The sequence below is a fragment of the Methylorubrum aminovorans genome (assembly GCF_022179725.1).
Taxonomy (GTDB): Bacteria; Pseudomonadota; Alphaproteobacteria; order Rhizobiales; family Beijerinckiaceae; genus Methylobacterium; species Methylobacterium aminovorans.
The window spans coordinates 298,046-316,117 of record NZ_BPRC01000003.1 but is presented as its reverse complement, the minus strand read 5'-3'; the positions used below and the strand labels follow the sequence as shown (position 1 = coordinate 316,117).

General features: G+C 67.1%; 19 protein-coding genes and 1 pseudogene. 8 read left to right on the top strand and 12 right to left on the bottom strand.

Annotation, left to right across the window (positions count from 1 at the left end; genetic code table 11):
* Positions 1–256: pseudogene (locus MFF24_RS07885) on the top strand (oxalate/formate MFS antiporter); the annotation flags it as partial.
* 194 nt (positions 257–450) lie between these two features.
* Here MFF24_RS07885 and gcvA read toward each other — a convergent pair.
* Complete coding sequence (gene gcvA / locus MFF24_RS07880) at positions 451–1,338, bottom strand: transcriptional regulator GcvA (RefSeq protein ID WP_238223735.1); 888 nt, start codon at positions 1,336–1,338, stop codon at positions 451–453.
* Between the two features lie 95 nt (positions 1,339–1,433).
* On the opposite strand from gcvA, the gene MFF24_RS07875 reads away from it, so the two are divergent.
* Entirely contained in the window at positions 1,434–2,390 is a 957-nt protein-coding gene (locus tag MFF24_RS07875) for a zinc-dependent alcohol dehydrogenase family protein (protein WP_238223733.1), read from the top strand.
* A 326-nt stretch (positions 2,391–2,716) separates the two neighbouring features.
* Positions 2,717–3,100: a nuclear transport factor 2 family protein gene (locus MFF24_RS07870; protein ID WP_238223731.1), complete on the top strand. Its 384-nt coding sequence runs from the start codon at positions 2,717–2,719 to the stop codon at positions 3,098–3,100.
* Between the two features lie 57 nt (positions 3,101–3,157).
* Here MFF24_RS07870 and MFF24_RS07865 read toward each other — a convergent pair whose 3' ends face one another.
* Positions 3,158–4,309, bottom strand: coding sequence for a prolyl oligopeptidase family serine peptidase (locus MFF24_RS07865; RefSeq protein WP_238223758.1), 1,152 nt, complete (start codon positions 4,307–4,309; stop codon positions 3,158–3,160).
* A 589-nt stretch (positions 4,310–4,898) separates the two neighbouring features.
* Here MFF24_RS07865 and MFF24_RS07860 point away from each other — a divergent pair.
* The 3 genes from MFF24_RS07860 to MFF24_RS07850 all read left to right on the top strand — a co-directional run bounded on the left by MFF24_RS07860 (position 4,899) and on the right by MFF24_RS07850 (position 6,306).
* The gene (locus tag MFF24_RS07860; protein WP_238223729.1) at positions 4,899–5,036 is read left to right on the top strand and encodes a hypothetical protein; all 138 of its coding nucleotides are present in this window, start codon (positions 4,899–4,901) and stop codon (positions 5,034–5,036) included.
* 162 nt (positions 5,037–5,198) lie between these two features.
* Entirely contained in the window at positions 5,199–5,501 is a 303-nt protein-coding gene (locus MFF24_RS07855; RefSeq protein ID WP_238223727.1) for a hypothetical protein, read from the top strand.
* A 40-nt stretch (positions 5,502–5,541) separates the two neighbouring features.
* On the top strand, positions 5,542–6,306 hold the full coding sequence (locus tag MFF24_RS07850) for a hypothetical protein (RefSeq protein WP_238223725.1): 765 nt from the start codon (positions 5,542–5,544) through the stop codon (positions 6,304–6,306).
* Positions 6,307–6,313: 7 nt separating this feature from the next.
* On the opposite strand, the gene MFF24_RS07845 is transcribed toward MFF24_RS07850, so the two are convergent.
* The 9 genes from MFF24_RS07845 to MFF24_RS07805 all read right to left on the bottom strand — a co-directional run bounded on the left by MFF24_RS07845 (position 6,314) and on the right by MFF24_RS07805 (position 15,241).
* Positions 6,314–7,369, bottom strand: a complete 1,056-nt coding sequence (locus MFF24_RS07845; protein ID WP_238223723.1) for a hypothetical protein — start codon at positions 7,367–7,369, stop codon at positions 6,314–6,316.
* A 625-nt stretch (positions 7,370–7,994) separates the two neighbouring features.
* Positions 7,995–8,903 (bottom strand): plasmid partitioning protein RepB C-terminal domain-containing protein, encoded by a 909-nt coding sequence (locus MFF24_RS07840; RefSeq protein ID WP_238223720.1) that lies wholly within the window; start codon positions 8,901–8,903, stop codon positions 7,995–7,997.
* Entirely contained in the window at positions 8,900–9,799 is a 900-nt protein-coding gene (locus tag MFF24_RS07835; protein WP_308445594.1) for a ParB/RepB/Spo0J family partition protein, read from the bottom strand. Before MFF24_RS07835 ends, MFF24_RS07840 begins: the two co-directional genes overlap by 4 nt.
* Positions 9,796–11,352 (bottom strand): recombinase family protein, encoded by a 1,557-nt coding sequence (locus MFF24_RS07830; RefSeq protein WP_283214482.1) that lies wholly within the window; start codon positions 11,350–11,352, stop codon positions 9,796–9,798. Before MFF24_RS07830 ends, MFF24_RS07835 begins: the two co-directional genes overlap by 4 nt.
* A 108-nt stretch (positions 11,353–11,460) precedes the next feature.
* Entirely contained in the window at positions 11,461–11,802 is a 342-nt protein-coding gene (locus MFF24_RS29040) for a methane monooxygenase/ammonia monooxygenase subunit B (protein WP_373322671.1), read from the bottom strand.
* A 146-nt stretch (positions 11,803–11,948) separates the two neighbouring features.
* The gene (locus MFF24_RS07820; protein WP_238223717.1) at positions 11,949–13,364 is read right to left on the bottom strand and encodes a hypothetical protein; all 1,416 of its coding nucleotides are present in this window, start codon (positions 13,362–13,364) and stop codon (positions 11,949–11,951) included.
* Positions 13,365–13,648: 284 nt separating this feature from the next.
* Positions 13,649–13,945 carry a hypothetical protein gene (locus MFF24_RS07815; protein WP_238223716.1) on the bottom strand — a complete coding sequence of 99 codons (297 nt, stop codon included), beginning with the start codon at positions 13,943–13,945 and terminating at the stop codon, positions 13,649–13,651.
* Positions 13,946–14,029: 84 nt separating this feature from the next.
* Positions 14,030–14,365: a DUF3768 domain-containing protein gene (locus MFF24_RS07810; protein WP_238223714.1), complete on the bottom strand. Its 336-nt coding sequence runs from the start codon at positions 14,363–14,365 to the stop codon at positions 14,030–14,032.
* Between the two features lie 108 nt (positions 14,366–14,473).
* Positions 14,474–15,241, bottom strand: a complete 768-nt coding sequence (locus MFF24_RS07805; protein ID WP_238223712.1) for a hypothetical protein — start codon at positions 15,239–15,241, stop codon at positions 14,474–14,476.
* A 285-nt stretch (positions 15,242–15,526) separates the two neighbouring features.
* Here MFF24_RS07805 and MFF24_RS07800 point away from each other — a divergent pair, with 285 nt between their 5' ends.
* Entirely contained in the window at positions 15,527–15,976 is a 450-nt protein-coding gene (locus tag MFF24_RS07800) for an E2 domain-containing protein (protein WP_238223710.1), read from the top strand.
* Positions 15,958–16,098, top strand: a complete 141-nt coding sequence (locus MFF24_RS28960) for an E2 domain-associated cysteine-rich protein (RefSeq protein WP_308445593.1) — start codon at positions 15,958–15,960, stop codon at positions 16,096–16,098. The genes MFF24_RS07800 and MFF24_RS28960 overlap by 19 nt, the downstream gene beginning before the upstream one ends.
* Before the next feature lie 428 nt (positions 16,099–16,526).
* Here MFF24_RS28960 and MFF24_RS07795 read toward each other — a convergent pair whose 3' ends face one another.
* Positions 16,527–17,957, bottom strand: coding sequence for a hypothetical protein (locus tag MFF24_RS07795; protein ID WP_238223708.1), 1,431 nt, complete (start codon positions 17,955–17,957; stop codon positions 16,527–16,529).
* Positions 17,958–18,072 lie beyond the last annotated feature (115 nt).

Genomic DNA, 18,072 nt, shown 5'->3' with positions numbered 1-18,072 from the left:
CGACACCTTCGGCTCGAAGCACATCGGCAAGATCTACGGCGTCCTCTACTGCGCCAAGGGCTTTGCCGCTCTGTTCGTGCCGGTCGGCAACCTGCTGATGCAGGCCACGGGCACCTGGTCGTCGGTGCTCTACACCGTCGCCACCATGGACCTGATCGCCGCCTTCCTCGCTGTCGCCGTCCTGCGGCCGATGCTGAAGCAGCACCACGCCGCCAACAACGCGGCGGTGCCGAACGCGGCCCTCGCCCACGCCTGACCCCAGCTCTCGCGGCGCAGTCCGCGAGACCACAGCAAGAGCTCCGCCGGAAACGGCGGGGCTTTTTTTGTTGTATGCGCCGAATGACCCGAGCGGACATTCGAGATGTTGCTGCCGCGGGTTCGGATGGGGTCGAAAACGGCGGTTCAGCGCCTAACAGTCCAAGGTTGGGGATGCGTGCGAGGGTCGCTCGATCACAAGGCTGCGGAGCTCAGCCAGTCGACTAGCTTCCCGACATCCCCCTCCCGGGCCGGATGGTGCGGGTGGACGACCCAGTAAGGGTGGGCGTCGAGGACCGGCCCGAAGGGTTGTACCAGCGCGCCGCTCGCCAGGTCGTCGGCGGCCAGCACGACCGACAGGAGCGCGATCCCCTGACCCGCGATCGCGGCCTGGATGACGTGCCCCTCGTCGCTGAAGCGAATGCCCGCGCCGCCATCCACGTCGGCGATCCCGGCCGTCCGCAGCCAGGCGGGCCATGTCGGCGTCGCGTCGTCGAGGTGGGGCCATTCGAAGTGCAGCAGCGGGTGCCTTGCCAGATCGCTCCGGGACCGAACCGCGAGGCGAGGGCTGCGAGCGGGTGCGACCCGGTCGACCGCCAGCCTGCGCGCGTCGAGGCCGGGATAGGGACCGGGCCCGTATCGGACGGCGACGTCCACTCCGTCGCGAGCGAAGTCGATCAGGCTGTCGGATGCGTGCAGGCGCAGGTCGCAACCGGGATGCGCGGCTCGGAAGCCGGCAAGTCGCGGTACGAGCCACTTCGCAACGAAGGCGGTCGGCGCCGAAAGCGTGAGGATACCAGCCGCGCGCCGGCCACGGATCCGGTCGATGGCGTCCGCGAAGGCGTCGAAACCGTCACGTAGCACGGGCAGCAGCACGGTTCCCTCGGGGGTGAGCCGGACCCGGCGCGTCTCGCGGTGGAAGAGGCGCAGCCCCAAGGTCTGTTCGAGAAGCCGGATCTGATGGCTGATCGCGGTCGGCGTGACGCCCAACTCGTCGGCGGCACCGCGGAAGCTCAGGCGGCGCCCTGCCGCCTCGAAGGCCCGCAGCGTCGCGAGCGGTGGAAGCGATCTGCGCGTCGTCATGGCTGAATACCGCCCATCTGTCCCGTGAGGAGTACGCGTTCGTCATCCCGGATGGCGGATGACACAAAGGTGGCTGGTAAGGACAGGAGACTCACTTGAAAGCGATGGTGTTGACGAGGTTCGGCGGGCCGCACAGCTTCGAGCTCCGGGAGCTGCCCGACCCACGGCCGGGACCCCGACAGGTCCGCGTGGCTGTGCATGCGACGTCGGTCAACCCGCTCGACGGCCAGATCCGCCGCGGTGACTACGCCGACCAAATCGAACTGCCGGCCATCATCGGGCACGACGTCTCCGGGGTCGTCGACCAGATCGGATCCGACGTGACCGAGTTCCGCATCGGGGACGAAGTCTATTACACGCCGCGAATCTTCGGCGGGCCGGGATCGTACGCGGAATACCACGTGGCGGACGCCGACATCGTGGCGCGGAAACCGGTCAACCTGACCCATTCCGAGGCTGCGAGCGTCAGCCTCGTCGGCGTGACCGTCTGGGAAGGGCTAGTCGAGCGGGCCCGATTGCAGGTGACCGAGACCGTCCTGATCCACGGTGGTGCCGGGGGCGTTGGGGCCATCGCCGTGCAGGTCGCGAAGGCCATCGGCGCGCGGGTCCTGGCGACGGCTCGAGGCAGCGACGCGGCGCTCGTCGAACGGCTCGGCGCCTCGGCCGTCATCGACTTCGAGCGCGAGGACTACGTGGACGCCGTCGATCGCCTGACCGAAGGCAAGGGCGTCGACGTCGTTCTGGATACGATCGGGCGCGACACGCTTTCGCGTGCCCCGCGCATCCTCCGCGAGGACGGGCGCGTCGTCACCCTGGTCGACACCGCGACGCCCCAGAACCTCATCGACGCCTGGGGCCGGAACGCGACCTACCACTTCGTCTTCTCTCGCCAGAGTGCCGGCAAGCTCGGCGCCCTCACGCGCCTCCTCGAACAAGGCTTGGTGGTCCCGCAAGTCGGCCTGGAGTTTTCCCTTGACGACGTCGCGCGCGCTCACGCGCGCTATGAGGAAGGCCGGCTCAAAGGCAAGATCGTGCTTCGGGTCAAATCGTGACGCCATCGGGTCTCTGCCGAGCCTCCTGACCTGACAGGTCGCAAGGCCCTGTTGGTCGAGGACGATGACTACACTTCCACCTCACCCTCCTCCTGAGCCGGCGCCCGGACGAAGGGGAGGACCTCGTTGCCACCATGGTCGTAGGATGCCACGACCTGCTCGGTCGCGCCTACGTCGGACCATCGCGGCCGGACACGTGCTCGTCGTCCGGTCCACCTTGGCAAAAGTCGGGCAGCATTGGGTGGTATGCTTTGCTGATGCAGGCGACCGCGGTCTGGCCTACGGCAGTGTCATGCGGCGTCCAAGCCCAAGCTGAGAGGGATGGCATGACCGATTTCGCGCAGAACAAGGTGAACGTGATCGCCTTCTATGAGCTCATGTTCAATGACTGCCAGCCGCGTGAGGCGATCGAGCGATATTCCGGCGCCGACTACATCCAGCACAACCCGCATGTAGCAACCGGCAAAGACGGCTTCATCACCTATTTCGAGCGGATGGCCCGTGAGTGGCCGGGCAAGCGGGTCGAGGTGAAGCGGGCCATTGCCGAGGGGGATCTGGTCGTGCTGCACTGTCTCCAGCACTGGCCGGGCAACCACGATTACGCGGCTAGCGACATCTTCCGGCTCGACGCCATCGGCAGGATCGTCGAGCACTGGGACGTGCTGCAGGTCCTGCCCGAGACCTCCGCCAACCAGAACGGGATGTTCTGAGCGACGGGGACGCAGCAGCTGTGTCGGCGACAGTCCGCGACATTCCGCGGGCGGTGCTCACACTTCACCGGTCATTAGCCCCGCCCCCAATCCCGTCCAGCGAGCGGCGAAGGCCCAGAGGTCCGCGACCTCTTCGATGGTCTTATCGATCGGCTTGCCCATTCCATGGCCTGCCCGTGTCTCCACGCGCACGAGGCGGGGCCGGGGACCGATCTCGGCAGCCTGGAGCGCCGCGACATACTTGAAGGTGTGGAGCGGCACAACGCGGTCGTCCGTATCAGCCGTCGTCGCGAGGATCGCGGGATAACGCTTGCCCTCGGCGATGGTGTGGTAGGGCGAGTAGGCGCGGAGCGTTAGGAACCCCGCCTCGTCCCGTGGGCTGCCAAATTCCCCGACCCACAGCTGCCCGCCGGTGAAGCGGTCGAAGCGCAGCATGTCCATCACGCCAACGCCGGGCAGCGCCGCCGCGAACAGCTCGGGGCGTTGGTTCACCACGGCCCCGACGAGCAGGCCACCGTGCGACTCGCCCTGGATCGTCAGCCCGTCCGCCGGCGTGACCCCCTCGGCGATCAGGTGCTCGGCGGTGGCGATGACGTCGTCGAAGACAGTTTGCTTCCTCTCACGCCGCCCAGCCTCGTGCCAGGCGCGGCCGTACTCGCCGCCACCGCGCACGTTCGCGACCGCGACGACGCCGCCCTGCTCGACCCAGGCCGTCCAGGCGGGCGAGTAGAACGGGGCCATGCTGATGCCGAAGCCGTCGTAGGCGTAAAGCAGGGTCGGCGCGGGCTGAGCCGTATCCCTGCGTCGGACGACGAAGATCGGGACGCGCGTGCCGTCCTTCGACCTGCAGAAGCGCTGCTCGACGGCGATCCGGCCGAGGTCACCCGCCGCCTTCGGCTCGGCCCATACCGTCCGGGCGCCGGTCGCCACGTCGTACCGGTAGACCGTCGTTGGGGCGTCGAAGCTGGTGAAGGCGAAAAAAGCCTCCGGATCTTCGGGGTCGCCCCGGAAGCCGCCGGCGGTGCCGAGGCCCGGCAGTTCGACCACGCCGTCCGGCGAGCCGTCGGGCCGAAAGCGGCGCAGCTCGGCCCTGGCATCGACGAGGTAGGCGACGAGCAGGCGCACGCCCAGCAGCTTGGCGTCGTTCACGATGGCCGCATCCTCGCCGACCACCTCTTCGAGGGACGGGTCCGCCTCGGCGAGGTCGATCGCGACGATCCGCCTGCGGTCGGCGCCTCGCGTAGTCAGTAGGGGGACCAGCCCTCGGCCACCAGCTCGGCGGCGATCTGGCCGTAGCCGCCGGTCAGTTGGTTGATCTGGTCACTGCGAGAGAGGCCATCCGTGAAAGGGGGCTGGGGCATACCTGGGTCTCCTATGGGGAGGCTGCCTATTGGGATGGGGGATGAGGGGGCTGTGTCATGAGCTATGCTCAGTGAGGCAGTGCTCTACCGAGCTGGTGTGCTCAATCAGCTCTCCTGACACACCTAAACATTTGCACGCCCGAAGACGTACAGTTTAGCGCCGAGTACCGCGCGCCGTCTTGTGGCAGCTTCCAAAGCAAGCCGGCAGTGTGCAAGCACGAAATTAGTTTTACTGGTTTACTGGTTGGCGCTACCGTGCCGACGATATCGGGCATGGCGACGTCGAACTCTTCAAGGTCGCCATCCTGCCGGGGGATGAGGCAGTTGGACCCTGATCTCGCAACGCAACGCCGAGCGCCGTCTCACCTGATCGGGTACGTGAGAAGGGTCACCCCGATGCCATCCGCGTTACCGTCGATGACTGGCTACGCGAGCGGGTGGTCGACGAGGTGCCGAGCGCCCGGCTCGTGCTCTATGCCGACCGATGGCTGCAGCAGCCCGCGACGCTCGCCGCCCTGCCCATGGCCTCGAACTCGGTCGACGTCGTCGTGCGCGGCGATTCGCACTATCGGTAGGCGCAAGGTGACCCGCCTGCTCGCCTCTTGGCAGCTGCAACAGGGTCGGCAAACCGCAGGATCCTTCCAGCAGGGATAGTTCAGCAGCTTGGTCGAAGAATAAAATCTTTGCTCGTCAACGGCTTGCCGTCCATAGTCCGTCGGTCTTGCTGGGGCGATATGATGTTCCTGCCAATCGTCGAGTGCATCTACATCCACTCCGATCAAGGCGAGGCGGTCGCGTACCTATCCTCCCTCGTCGAAAATCATCCCGAAATCGCAGCTGGTGCGAAGCACAGGCTCGCAGCAACCGGTTCGGCTCGCGCCGTGTTGGAGGCGTTCGTCGAGGACGGCACCTTCGAGCGCATCTCGGAGGACTACGCGCGCCGCCTAGGGGAAGAGGCGTGCTATTTGGAAGCAGAGGCGCGGCGGTACGAGGCCGAACAGGGCGCGAAAACCGCCGTGGGAGTTGACTGCGGCGACTGAGTTCTCATCGTCAATGATAGGCCTCCGTGGAGGAACTGCTTTGTCCCAGTCGCATCTCGACGCCCGCTACCTAGAATTCCAGGCGGCCCTGGGGGATGCCGCCCCCGAACTGCTGGAGGCGTTCTCACCTCCGTTGTTGATCAAGATCCCGGCAGCGTGGCAGACGGCTGAACACCGGATTCTGTGGATCGGGCAGGAGACGGCGGGCTGGAGCTGGGAGGGTGAACGACTGCGCGCGGACGGTCTAGGTTGGGATTACCCCGATATCGCATCGTTGGGTGACTTCGCGCAGCATAAGGAAGCGGTTGAGGCGTTGACCTACGGCTACGGCGAGTTCGACTTCGCCGCCGATCACCCCGCCAGCCGGGGGCCGTTCTGGCGATATTTCCGCTGGGTGCGCGAGGCGGTGCAGGCGTATGGCTCAACCAGCATGGTCTGGACGAACGTCGTGCGGTGTTCGGCCAACTCCGGGCAGGGGTACACGCCCTGGGCGGTCCCCGAAGCGATCCGGTCCGACTTTCTGATCAGGCAACGCGGATTGCTGACCGCCGAGATCGAGATCCTGCGTCCGACCCTGACGATCTTCGTGAGCGGCCCGCACTACGACGCCTTCGTGAGCGATGAGCTTCCGGGTTGCGAAAGTATCGCGCTGGCGCCGTTCTCGATCCGGCAGGCCGCTCGCTACATCCATCCCATCCTACCGAAGGCGACCTTTCGCACCTACCACCCCGGCTATCTCAACAGGAACGAGCTGGGGTTCCGACCGATCCAGGCGATGGTCGACCTCTACGTGGCAGAGCAATGAATGGGGTCTATCCGTCTGAATCCGAGGTGCGGCCTGTCTCGTCATACGACCGGACGAGGTGCCTCAAGCCCAATGAAGGCGGTCCGTAGCTGACGATGGCCACGTCGAGGTCTTGCCCTCGTGCTAACCGCAGCGCCCGCAGCATCGCCACGTCGATCCAAGCGTCCGCGTTGCCGAAGGCGCCTCCGCCGAGCCGCGTCAGCAGCACGCGGTTCGAGGCGCCGCGTGCCGCGTTCAGCACCCCTGCCAGCAGCGTACCCTCGTAGGCAGCCTCCAGCACAAGGAGCGCGAACGACGCCCAGGCCGATGCCGGCAGGCGCGTGTAGGCCACTGGCAGCGCCGAACAGAAGATCTGGCTGACGAGCGGGCCCGGCGCCGGCCCGTCGGTGACTTCGACATCCTGGTGCAGGCCGAGCCGCAGCCGGCCGCGCAGATCGTTGAGGGCGTTCTCGTTGGCTGCGCCGAGGTGCTCGGCGATGGCCATCAGCCCGTCCCGCGTCGGCAGCGCGTAGCCGTTGCGCATCACCCAGAGACTGCCGCGGTCGGTGCTGAGCCGCTGCGCCAGTGCATCCCCGAAGTCGGAGAGGCCGTCGAGCTGGCGCTCCGCCGTCTGACCGATCTCCTCCGTCACCGGCACGAGGTAGTTGCGGTAGATCGTGGCCGCACCCGCCGCCATCGCGCAGGCCGGCCCCTGCGTGCGGTCGTGCGCGTAGCCGGCCACGCCATGCTCTGGAGTTACGTCCGGACCCACCATCTCCAGCATGTTGAACTGCGAGGCGACCTGGAACAGCGCGCCGCGGTTCTCGGGCAGCCCGTGCATCGCGCGCACGTCGCCCTCGGCGATGGAGAGCCGCAATCGGCCCGGGCGCTGCACGCCCAACGCCGCGGTGCGAAGCTCCGCCAGGGACGGCAGGGTCAGCGCCCCGACCGCGAAGCTCTCGTCCGAGCCCTCGTGGACGAGGCGGCCGTCGACCACGCGCAGCCGGGCCTGCGTCTCCCCGTAGCCCGTCTCCCGGAACCCCGTCAGATGCTCGAACCAGTCCATCGCGCGCCCCCGCGGCATCTCCAGTCAGAACCTTCGTCGATTAACCTTCCGAGGCCGGCTTGAGTGGGACGGCCCTCGGGAGTTTGAGCGTCCGCCCGTGCAACCCGCCCCCTGCCACCCCGTCATGACCGGATCTTGATCAGGTCGACGCCCCGCGAGTTTTTGCGCGCCATGATCGTCACCAGCCCTCGCTCGCTCGCCCTAGGACCACTGCCTCGGGTATATGCACGACCCCATGGTGTCCCCTCCACTCGTATTGAGTGCCCGCGCATTAGTGGGGGGCAGCCACTTTGGCGCGATGCAGCCGGGCAGCGACCCGGGCTGCGAGCGCGTGTCGGGCGTAGGCTGGGGCCAGGCTTTGCCGGGCAGCAGTAGGGAAAGGTCGCCGGCCTTGCGCACCTGCCCGCGACGCGGCGGGCGATGCCGATGTCGCTGGGATCGACGGTCGCGGGCTGGCTGCCTGCTGCAGAGCAAGCGGGTGGCCAGGCGGCACCAAACGGCAGGTTGGGCACGCCGCCGAACCGGGTTTGGCCTGAGCCTATGGGTTCGGCCGCCTCGAACACCACCGCTCGAGCGCAGGCTGCTGGGAACTGCTCCAGGAGCGGTCCAACGACGTGCGCGCCGATCTCGCGGCGGGCCTCATCTATGCGGCCGCGTCCGCGGGCTCGGTCGCCGCCACGTCGGCAATCGCCTGGAACTGCTCCAAGAGTTCAGGGTAGCGGTCACCCAGGAACAGTAGCACCGAGCGATTGGTCAGGAGCTTCCTCAGATAGCCCTTGGCCACCGTCAGGTGCAGGTTGTCGCGGCTGAACGAGTCCTGCACTGCGCCGACGGCAGCTTGCAGGTTGTCGAGTTCCCGTTCCAGCCGTGCCATCGCGGCCGGGGTGACGCCTTTGGGTGCCGGCTTTGCTCCGGCGACGAGGTCACCCGAGGGGGTGCCAGCGAGGATGGCGGACGCGTAAGCGACGCTGAAGTTGTTGTGCTGGACCATGAGCTCGGCGGCGGCCATCTGGCGCAACGGCTTCATCTTTCGAAGGATATCGAAGACGGCGAGCGGGCAATGCTTGTCGTTGAGTTGGCTTGTCGCCTCGTCGCATATCCCGACGAGCATCTTCATGCGCCGCTTCACGCTGACCGCTTCCAAAGACATGGCGGCCGCGATCTTCGCTTCAGGCACACCCCGCTCCAGGGCGCGCAGGATCATGGCCCGCTCCATTACCGGCGAGATCCGGTTGACGCTCCGATTGTAGGTGAACGCCTCGTCGTCCGTGGACACGAGGCACTCGACCTCGGTCCGTCCCTCATCCTTGAGGATCTCGACGCGCAGATGGCCGTCCAGAAGCAGGTAGCGGCCCGGCGCCGCGAGGTCGCGGGCGACAACCGGGGGCTCCACCAAGCCGATCTCCCGGATGGACTGCGCGATCTGCGCGTACTTATGACTCGCCTTTACCGTGGGCCGCAGCGTTTTAACCGGCATCAGCGCAGCGAGCGGTACGACGAGTAACTCGGGCTCGAACCCCAGGGTGAAGCTTCGCCTTGCGACCGTGTTCATGCCAGCCTACCGGAGACACGGGCGTCGAGATCGGCCGGCATATCGTCGAGCCGTTCGGTTCGAAGCAGAGTCACGAAGCTGCCGTCCTTCTTGAGCTGGCGCAGGGCTTCGACCACGAACATCAGGCGGGACTGCGTGACCTCCGCCTTCTTGACGAAGACACGCTGGCGGTCGGCCTCCTGCTGGAAGACGCGCAGCAACGCGGCGGTCGAGGTCGGGCGCCTGGTTTGCTTCTTTCCAAAGGGGTTGTCGTCGGCTCTCCGCCCCCGTCTGGTTCGGGCCTCCAGGAGGCGACGCACCTTGACCAGCTTTCCGCCGGACAACTTTCCCTCGGCGTACGCCTGCGTAAGGAGGCCTTGCACGCCCTCCTCATCGGCTCGCGCGATCTCCACCGCGACGCTTAGCGGGAGGACACCTGTCTCGACCGCCGCCAGGAGGCGCTCCTCGCCCCGCTCGATCAGGCCGCCGACCATGTTGACCCACTGCGGCGTGCACCCGATCTTGGCCGCGATGGCGGCGTCGGTGTAGCCGCGCTTGCGCAGGGTTCCCACGTCATGGAGGAGGTCGGCGGGGCGGTGCTGCCGCCGGGCGCAGTTCTCCACGAGGCTCATCACAAGGCAGTCCTGCTCGCAGGCCTCGACGACTACGGCGGCGACCTCCGCCTGTCCCAGCGCCATGCACGCCCGAAGGCGCCCCTCGCCGCACACGACACCGTAGGCCGGGAATCCATCGCCCGACGGGATGCGCGTGACGGTGATCGGGCGCTTTAGGCCCACCGCGCCGATGTTCTCGACGATTTCCCTGAACCGCCGTTTCTCGCGGGCGCGTGGGTTGAGCACCGTGATCCTGTCGACCGGGATCATGGCGACCCGCCTGCTGACCGTCTCCTCCATCATGCGGCCTCCGTGAGCGTGGCCCGCGCGGCCAGCGAGAAGAAGAACCCGAGGTCGTCGAACCGGTAGCCGTCGAGCGAGAGGCCGTTGCACTCCGCGAGGCGCAGGTGCGGTCCCGTCATGTCGATGCGCGGCAGGACGTAGTAGTCGAGTGGCTCGGTGTTCCCCGGACCCATGCGAACGGCGACGGTGACGTCGGGGGCCAAGCCAGCATCGAGACGAATCTGCCACCGCGCCGAGCCGGCGGCGGTCTCCCGGTGCCGTGCGATCACGACGGAAGCAGTGAACTCGCCATTGCACGTGAGCAGATCGGTCGCCGAGTCGCGGACGACCGAACCGCCTGCGTCCTCCAGGCCCGCCACGACCGTAGCGACGACCTCAGGGTGGAGGTCGCGCAGGCGGCGGTTGATTTCCAGGTAGCGGTAGTTGCGGTCGGGCGCATAGCCGACGAGCCGGTAGGCCCGCAGGAGGCTGCCGAAGCGGCGCCGGTAGACGCTGCTCGACGGCATGTCGTCGCGCTCGTCGATGACAAGGCTCGACAGGGCCCCAGTGGCTCGCAGCAATTCGTTCAGCAAGGCCAGCAGTTCCTCGTCGTCGAGGCGACGGGTTCGTTCCTCCACGATGGCCCTGGCACGTTCGAACACGGAGGCATCCACCAGGGGCGTGAAGGCGCCCTTCGCCACGACCCACAGCGCGGGGTCGTTGATGGTCCGGCGCTGCCGCAGCTTGCACGACACCCGGTTGTAGACGTTGTCGCCGACGTACTTGCCGTTCGTCAGCACCTGGTGAACCGTACCTCTCGTCCAGGCACGGCCGAGGTCTGTCTTGATCCCGTCGCGATTAAGTCCCTCGGCGATCTCGCGCTCGCCGACGCCGGACGTGAACAGGCGGTACATGCGCCGCACCGTCTCGACTTCCCGGTCGGGGCCGGGGACGAGGACAACGCGGTCGGTCTGCAGGCTCTTCCGCTCGCCCCGGGCGAGTTCCACCTTGACGGCCCCGTGCTCGTCGACGAGGAGCCGACGCAGGCCGTAGTCGGCCATGCCGCCCTGTCGGTAACCGCGCTGGACAAGCCGGCACTGCCCGGCGAACACCTTGACCGACAGTTCCCGGCTGTACTCGCCGGCCATCACCCGCTTCACGGCCTTCAGCAACGTGGAGCCGATGCTGCCGTCGTTGTCGAACTGCTCGGCACAGTAGTGCACGGTGATGCCGGCGCGACGGCAGACGTGCTCGTGGTAGGCCCCCTCGTCGGCGTCCTGGAAGCGCCCCCAGCGGCTCACGTCGTAGACGAGGATGGCCTCGAAGTCCGGGATGCCCGACGTGACGTCCGCCATGAGGCGCTGGAGCGCCTCGCGCCCGTCGATGGTCAGACCGCTGCGGCCAGCGTCCTCGTAGATCCGGACGATCTCGAAATTCCGCCCATCCGCGAAGCGGCGAATACGATCCAACTGGTTCTCGGTCGAGTACCTCTGAAGGTCGGTCGACATGCGCACGTAGGCGACCGCGCGGACTGTGCTTTGTTCGGTGGACTTGTTCGTCCTGCCCCTCCCCACGTCATGCTCCGTCGCAACCATCCTGCCGGGACGCCGGCTAGGGTCCGCGTCCCATCGTAGCTATGCGTGGGAGCGTGGAATGTCCTTTCCGAAGACGGGCAAGTTCCTTCAAGACGGCGATGAGGTTTCGTTCGCAGCGATGGTGTCCGTGGTACTGAGGGGGACGCTGGGCGACCGGCCGGCGTCGATCAAGCAGGTCGCACGCTGGACGGGTGCGGGTGAACGGACGGTCAAGAACTGGTTCTCCGGGACCTCCGCCCCGCGGGGCCACCATTTCCGCGGTCTCGTCCGGAACTGCCCGGAGATGCTGGACGCGTTCCTAACCTCAATCGGTCGCAGGGACCACCTCGCATTCGCTCGCGTGGAGGAAGCCCGGGAACGACTGCGGCAAGCACTGACCGTCCTGGATTTCGATGCCCCGGACGAAAATCCACGGGAGTGATCGCGCACCACCGGTTCGAACCGCCGGCCATTCCTGGTGCGGCTCCAATCAAGCCTATACTGGTCGCGTGCGGCGCTCTGCAGCGCCGCCTCCGACCCCGCCGCATCGAGGCGTCACACGTAGCCAGAGATTGAGCCATTCTCCGAGATTTGTGTCAGAGGCGAGCCACGTAGGCCTCGTAACCCGGCATGTCCGAGGAGATCGGGACGACCTTGAACTTGATGAACGTCCCCCCGACGAAACGGTAGAACGTCGCCGCGACCGGGCCCTCCTCGTTCACCTGGCCGAACACGACGAGCAGGTTGCTGTCGGCTCGGTACACGAACGGCCGGAACGACGCGGGCACGCGGTCCCAGCCGGACGCCGAGCCCGGCAGCGCGGTGACCGCCCCGGTCCGCTTGCTGACGACCGCACCCTGTACGCAGCCCCCGCCGCAGCCCCACAGGCTGAGCGCGTATTCCCCGGCGAAGCTGACCGGGTCCGCCGCCATCGCCCGCAGCCGCGTGCGGAACGCCCGCTTGTCCGCGGTGTCCAAGATGACGGGTGCGGCCGGGCCGCGGTACACCGGGCCGGCCGGGTATGCGGCGAAGCGCGCGGGCGTATCGAGCCGCAGCGGCTTCGGCCCCGCCTCGGCCGGTGCGGGTGCCGGCAGCGGCGCGCTCGCCCGTGGTGGGGCCGGCGTCGCCGCGGCCGGGCCGCCCCGCAACAGCTGCCGCAGCGTGTGGCCGTCGTCGAGGTAGCGAACGTCGTCGATGCGCCAGTGGTCGGCGCTGCGCACCAGGACGTAGGCGATTCGCGGGTGGACGTCGGGCGCGCCCTCGAGGTCGAAGCCCGCGGTGACCACGACCGGCCCGCCCCCCTCGGTTTTGGACGACAGCCCAGTCAATCGGTAGCCCTGGGGCTCCTGACTGCCCGTGTACGGGTCGGCGTCGAAGTCGCGCGCGTTCGCCGCGAACAATGCGCGGAGCGAGGACGTCAGGAAACGCTCGTCGTCCCCGGCTCTCTCCCGCACCGTCAACACCCGGCTCAGCGTCCGCGCCAGGATCTCGCGGACGGTCGATTCCGCCGCAGCGGTCTCTGCGGTGACCGGGGCTCCCGAGGGGGCCTGGGACGATGCGTCCGGAGGCACCGCCGCGCTCGTTTGCGGCGCGGCGGGCGGAGGGCGCGATGGTGGACTCTCTGCCGGGGCACCCGCCGGTGGGTCGGCAAGGCAGGTTTGCAGGAGGTTGCGCACCCACGCAGAGGCAACTGCGCCGCGCACCGGCAGACGCGCCCCGGGGAACGACACCTCGAAGTCCCGGTCGAGCAGCAGTGCGGTGAGCGCGAGGCTGCCGGCATCAAGGAACATCGTGATCACCAGCCGGTCGATGGGAGCGAGGTCGATCTCCTCCGCCTGCACGGCGCCGAGTCCGACGAGTTGCACCTGCTTGACCCGGTTGCGCTCACTCTTGCCGGTCGGGTCGAACACCCGCAGCTCGATCTTGCGGTCGGGCAGGCACAGCAGCTCGACGTCCGGCTCGTCGCCGGGCTCGCCATAGCGTACGTTTGCCCCCGGCCGGTCGGTCCCCACACGGCCCGTGTCGGCGGCGAGGCAGCGGTGCCTGCAATGGACGGTACCGAAGGACGTGCTGGCGCGGTCGCGGCCGAGTCGGCCCCCCAGACGGCTCCCCCGACCGTCAAGAACGGCATCACTGCGATGACGAGCCTCGTCCAGCGTCTCGCTATGCGGCGCCCCTGCTTCGAATGCTTCTGGTCAAGGTGGTGCTTGGGTCGGGACGATGCGTCCGCCTCACGGCTGTTCCGCGCCGATATCCGGCTGCGGCGTGTGCAGGGGAGGCTCATGGTCGCCACCCTTCAGCGGTCCTGATCGCACTGGATCAGCCGGTCGCCTTGTTGGAAGTCCGCGTAGCCTTGCGTGGCGGTGCAGAAATCGAAGGCTTCGCCCGGCCGCGTCGCTCGCCAGCCGAACTTGGCGCAGGCCTCCTGGACGGTGATCGCGTAGGTCTTGTTCCGCCACCGCAAGGTTTTCCGCGCGTCATCGATACGCACGGCGAGCGATTTTCCATCGACCCGGCATGTGTATCTGTAGACATCGGCCCGAACTGGAATAGCCGAAACGATCATGATCGCAGCAACAAAGCACTTCATCATCTATCCCTTCGTCTAGCGGGCACCAGTCGCCTCCGGCTGACGACATGCTGAGCGGTGGCTCGGCGGCCGCTGGAAATCCTCAAATCAGTATTCACAAGCGAGCATGACCGTCATCACGCGGAGTGTAACGCTACTGTCGGCCGGATCCGGTGAGGTGTTGCGTCCAGCGCGGTCGAAGTAGTCGATCTTCCAAAATACCCGCTCGCCCGCGTCCTCGACCGCACCGAAGTCGTGCTCGCCGTATGGGTCGTTGTCGGCGTCGAAGCGGTCGAAGGCGGCTATGGCGTCGAGCACGATCTGCTGGCGCTCGCGGCCGAGCGCGATGATCCCGGCGGTGAGCACGAGGGTGCCGCCACTGAGCGTGCGGCGGAGGATATCGTTAAGGGCACGGAGACGCTCCGCGTCGAGGACGGCGGTCATGGGAACCTCGGGGCTGTGGGGCAGTGGTATGGGCAGCGGTCGTGCCCGGCGCGGCGCTGATGGCGCGCTCGGGCAGCGGCAAGCGGCCCGGGCGCGGTTCGCGGACGGCTAGGTTGCCTTAGGGGGCAGGAGAGCCAGCTCGTCGGCGGTGCGCAGAATGGTCGGGAAAGCGGCGGGATCGTAGTCTCTCCACCGTAGGGAGAAGATTCGGCCGTTAGCGCCGATGATTTCCGCCTCCCACCAGCCTTCGTCGGGTCCTTCGTGGGCGAGCACGATGCTGCCCAGGCCGATCTCGCTGCGGTCCTCCGGGCGGGGCCGGCCGACGAACAGATGAGTGCCCGGCCGCGGCGCTGGCGGTTCGCCCACCGGCTCGTCGGCGCAGGGCGACGGGGCCTCCCCCTCGTCCGATGTGCGTTCCCTGCCTGACGAGGCCGCTGGGCCAACTTCCTCCGTTGCGGGGGAGGCGGCTCCCGCCGGCGGGTCCACGGATGGGGCGTCGCCATCGCCGTGCGGATCGATCCGACCGCCCGCGGCGACAGCGAGCCCGGCTTCCTCGCCGGCGAACGCGATCAGTTGGGCGTAGAGGTCGCGCTTGGCGAACGGCACGAGGGCGCGGCCGCTGGGCAGGACCCGCCCCCGGGCGAGTTGCCCGGCGAGTTCGCGGCCGGCGGCCTCGGTAATCGGCAGGGCGCGCAACCGCATCGTCGTGGCCGCGGCGGTGGCCGCCTCGGTATCGGCGGCGTCGAACCATGCGGCGCGGGGTCGGCCGCCGCCGTCTCGGCCGAGCAACACGAGCGCGGGCGGTTGTGGGGCGAGCGGGGTCTCGGCGACGCGGGTCGGCAGGCCGGCGCGGGCAGGCTTGGAGCGGGCGCTCATCGCAGGCCCGCTGAAACGACGAAGGCCCCCGGGAGGGGGCCTTGCGAGATGCGGAAGGAGTAGCCGGATCGCGTCCGATGCGAGGGCTGTGCTGCCTGTCGTGGAGTGCTCGTTTCGTGTCGTCGGATCATCTGCCTCTCCTGATTGCAGGCGGGGCGAGCGGCGCGGTTGCGCCGGCTCACAAGCCAACATCGTCAGCATGACCGAATCACCGACCGTTGTCAAGATTATAATCCTATAGAGCTAAGGCAAACGTCAATCGTCCTCTCGCCGATGCAACTTCGAATGCCGCCGCCGAACGAGTTCCCGGCACGGTGCTACGAACGGCACATCAAGGATGGCGGCTGGTTCTGCCTCGGCCTCTCGTCGGGATGGATGGTTGAGGACGCGCAGACGGCCTGCGATTGGTGGTCGACCCTGGGGGACTTCCTCCGCCTCCAGCGCGTTGCTCCCCCCACCGGGCTGTGGCCGGACCATAACGCCTTGTCTCACGGAGAGGCCGGGCGGCATCATCGGGACGCCCTTGCCTTGGCCGCCGAGGTCGGCCTCCTCGAAGAGTACGAGCGCCATGTCGTGGGCGACGCTACCGTCGTGTCGGCCCTCTACGGCCGGCTCGCGCGCGATGGAAAGAAGCTTCTGAACGGTCGGGCTCCGTGCCCCTGCGGCCTGCGCCGACGGGGTAAGCCGTCCTGCGGCGGAACTGTCCACGTCGGAACATGGTCGAGCAACTGCTAGGCGCGGAACGGCGCCGCAGCGTGAAGTTAAAGGAGTTCTGGATTGCGCTCAGCGGGACGTCTTGCTGCAAAACGATGAAAAATTGTCCATTGGCAGATACGGCACCTTGTGTGCGAATTTAGCCGCACGCAATGCACAAAAATTTTGATTTAGATATATTATATTTTGCTGCGATGGTCGTCGGCAGTTGAAATTTTTGAATGATTTTGGCAGAATATCAACACACTGAACTGGTACGAAGAAGTCCGATAGCAACAGATTATAAGTAACAACCTGCGATCCGAACAATGCTACCAATCGGAGGCGACGGATGCGGATCGAAATTGCGGAAAAGGCTCTGGCCGATAGAAGTTACCTCGAACTTTATCCCTTTGGCTACCTCCGAGTCGTCGAGTTCCATGCCTGAGGCTTCACGCGGGAAAGTTACAGCACCCCGGCGCCGTACACGTTTAGGCCGTGCATGGTGGCGTCGCGCACGCAGCGGGTCTCGTAGCATTGCCCATTAAAGTCGCAGCGCATGAAGGCACACTACTCTGAACACTGCTGCACCTCATTGGCCGTTCCAGTGATAGCGACGCTGTACGAATATGCCGGATGCGGCAGGTGGCACGTAAACTGTGGAGCCAGGAAGCCAATCTCTGTCGTCCGCCGACTTTGTCCCGGCGTGGGCGGTAATTTGGTAACGAGAAAGAAGTCGAAAGAACATCGAGGTTGCCGCGGTGATGGAAGGATGCCATCCCCGATCCAGCTCGCACAAGCCGTGAGCGAACTCCGCATCGGGGTCCGGCGCAGCCTCGGAGGGCTGTCCCTCGACCAGCCATCCCACAACACCGTAATCGAGCTCGGTCGTTGAGATCGCGTTCAGATTGCGGTCCCTGCCAGCGACATCGAAGTCCCACATGCGCCACCGCTCGAACGCGCGCTGCCAGAGTGCGCGCCGCCGCCGAGCGTTTGCTAGGCTCCTGAACACCGTGAGGCAGCGCGTAACCGCGACGCGGCCGTCGCCACCCAGGGTGCTGAGTTCGATGCTATCGACGTAGGCTTGGAGCGCGGCCTCGTCGGAGCGCGCGAGTGCACGGCCGAGGGCTGCCTGCATATGGGGATTGCGGACCGGGTATCGGTTGCACACCGCGAGCCAGCCCGGCCATTCGACACGGTCTCTTGCCAGGACGAGCAGCAGATCCCTGAGAGCCGTCTCCTCCTCGGATGTAAGGGTACGCTTCTCCCGCCGCACGACGCGCTCCATCACCGCGAACCGGGCGAGCGGGCTTATGCTGGCAACCGAGGTCCGGATGGCCTCCCCAAGGGGTAGCGGTCCAAGGAGCATGTCGCCGTGCATCCAGCTCGCGACCTCGTCGATGAGGTAGATCAGTCTGGGGCGATCAAGCGCGGCCAAGCCATAGAGAGCCTGGGCTGCGGCAACGTCCAGACGGGGCATGTGCGGGAAGGCGAGGGCTAGTTCGCCGAGCCGCGCCCAGTCATGAGCCTGTTCGACCTCCTGAAGGGCACCCAAGTGCTCGCGTTCCCAAACCGGCGCATCCGGTGGGATCTGAGCTTGAGGCCTCCGACTTCGAACGACCATCGGAAGCACCATCGCGACGATGCGCCGACCACCGAGCTGCGGTCGCGCAGCCTCCCAGAAGCCTCCAGCCTCGTCCCAGAGCGCCGCGGAGATCAGGGCTGCCTCAAGCCGAAGCTCGGGCTTGTCGGTGTCCGGGCCGAGATCGCACAAGGTGCGCACGGTCCACCCGAGGCGTGCGGACAAGCAGCGCACCTCCTCCGGGGGGAGCGTCGGCAGAGCAGCCAGCGCAGGCAGCACATCGCCGAGATCTTCCCGCGCCGCCCTCACCAGCTCTCCGAGAGTGGCGTCAGTCAACCTCGGCTCGCGCTCGCGGATCACGGCCTCGACGCTTGCGGGTGGTTCGACCTGCCCGTCCCAAGCCTCCAACAGGCGGACGAGCGCCCGCACCCGCGCGGTCACCACGATCTCCACACGACGTGCTGCGGGCCGGTCACCGCGGACCAGAGGTCCTCGAAGGCCCCGGCGATCAGCGCGGGGTTCGAGACGCGCTGCAGGATGTGATGCGCATTGCCCA

Coding starts and splice junctions, on each gene's coding strand:
- MFF24_RS07845 (WP_238223723.1), bottom strand. CDS start 7,369: ATGCCGCGGGGGCGCGCGATGGACTGGTTCGAGCATCTGACGGGGTTC.
- MFF24_RS07870 (WP_238223731.1), top strand. CDS start 2,717: ATGACCGATTTCGCGCAGAACAAGGTGAACGTGATCGCCTTCTATGAG.
- MFF24_RS07810 (WP_238223714.1), bottom strand. CDS start 14,365: ATGACCGCCGTCCTCGACGCGGAGCGTCTCCGTGCCCTTAACGATATC.
- MFF24_RS07840 (WP_238223720.1), bottom strand. CDS start 8,903: ATGAACACGGTCGCAAGGCGAAGCTTCACCCTGGGGTTCGAGCCCGAG.
- MFF24_RS07855 (WP_238223727.1), top strand. CDS start 5,199: ATGTTCCTGCCAATCGTCGAGTGCATCTACATCCACTCCGATCAAGGC.
- MFF24_RS07815 (WP_238223716.1), bottom strand. CDS start 13,945: ATGATGAAGTGCTTTGTTGCTGCGATCATGATCGTTTCGGCTATTCCA.
- MFF24_RS28960 (WP_308445593.1), top strand. CDS start 15,958: ATGGTCGAGCAACTGCTAGGCGCGGAACGGCGCCGCAGCGTGAAGTTA.
- MFF24_RS07835 (WP_308445594.1), bottom strand. CDS start 9,799: ATGATGGAGGAGACGGTCAGCAGGCGGGTCGCCATGATCCCGGTCGAC.
- MFF24_RS07800 (WP_238223710.1), top strand. CDS start 15,527: ATGCCGCCGCCGAACGAGTTCCCGGCACGGTGCTACGAACGGCACATC.
- gcvA (WP_238223735.1), bottom strand. CDS start 1,338: ATGACGACGCGCAGATCGCTTCCACCGCTCGCGACGCTGCGGGCCTTC.
- MFF24_RS07805 (WP_238223712.1), bottom strand. CDS start 15,241: ATGAGCGCCCGCTCCAAGCCTGCCCGCGCCGGCCTGCCGACCCGCGTC.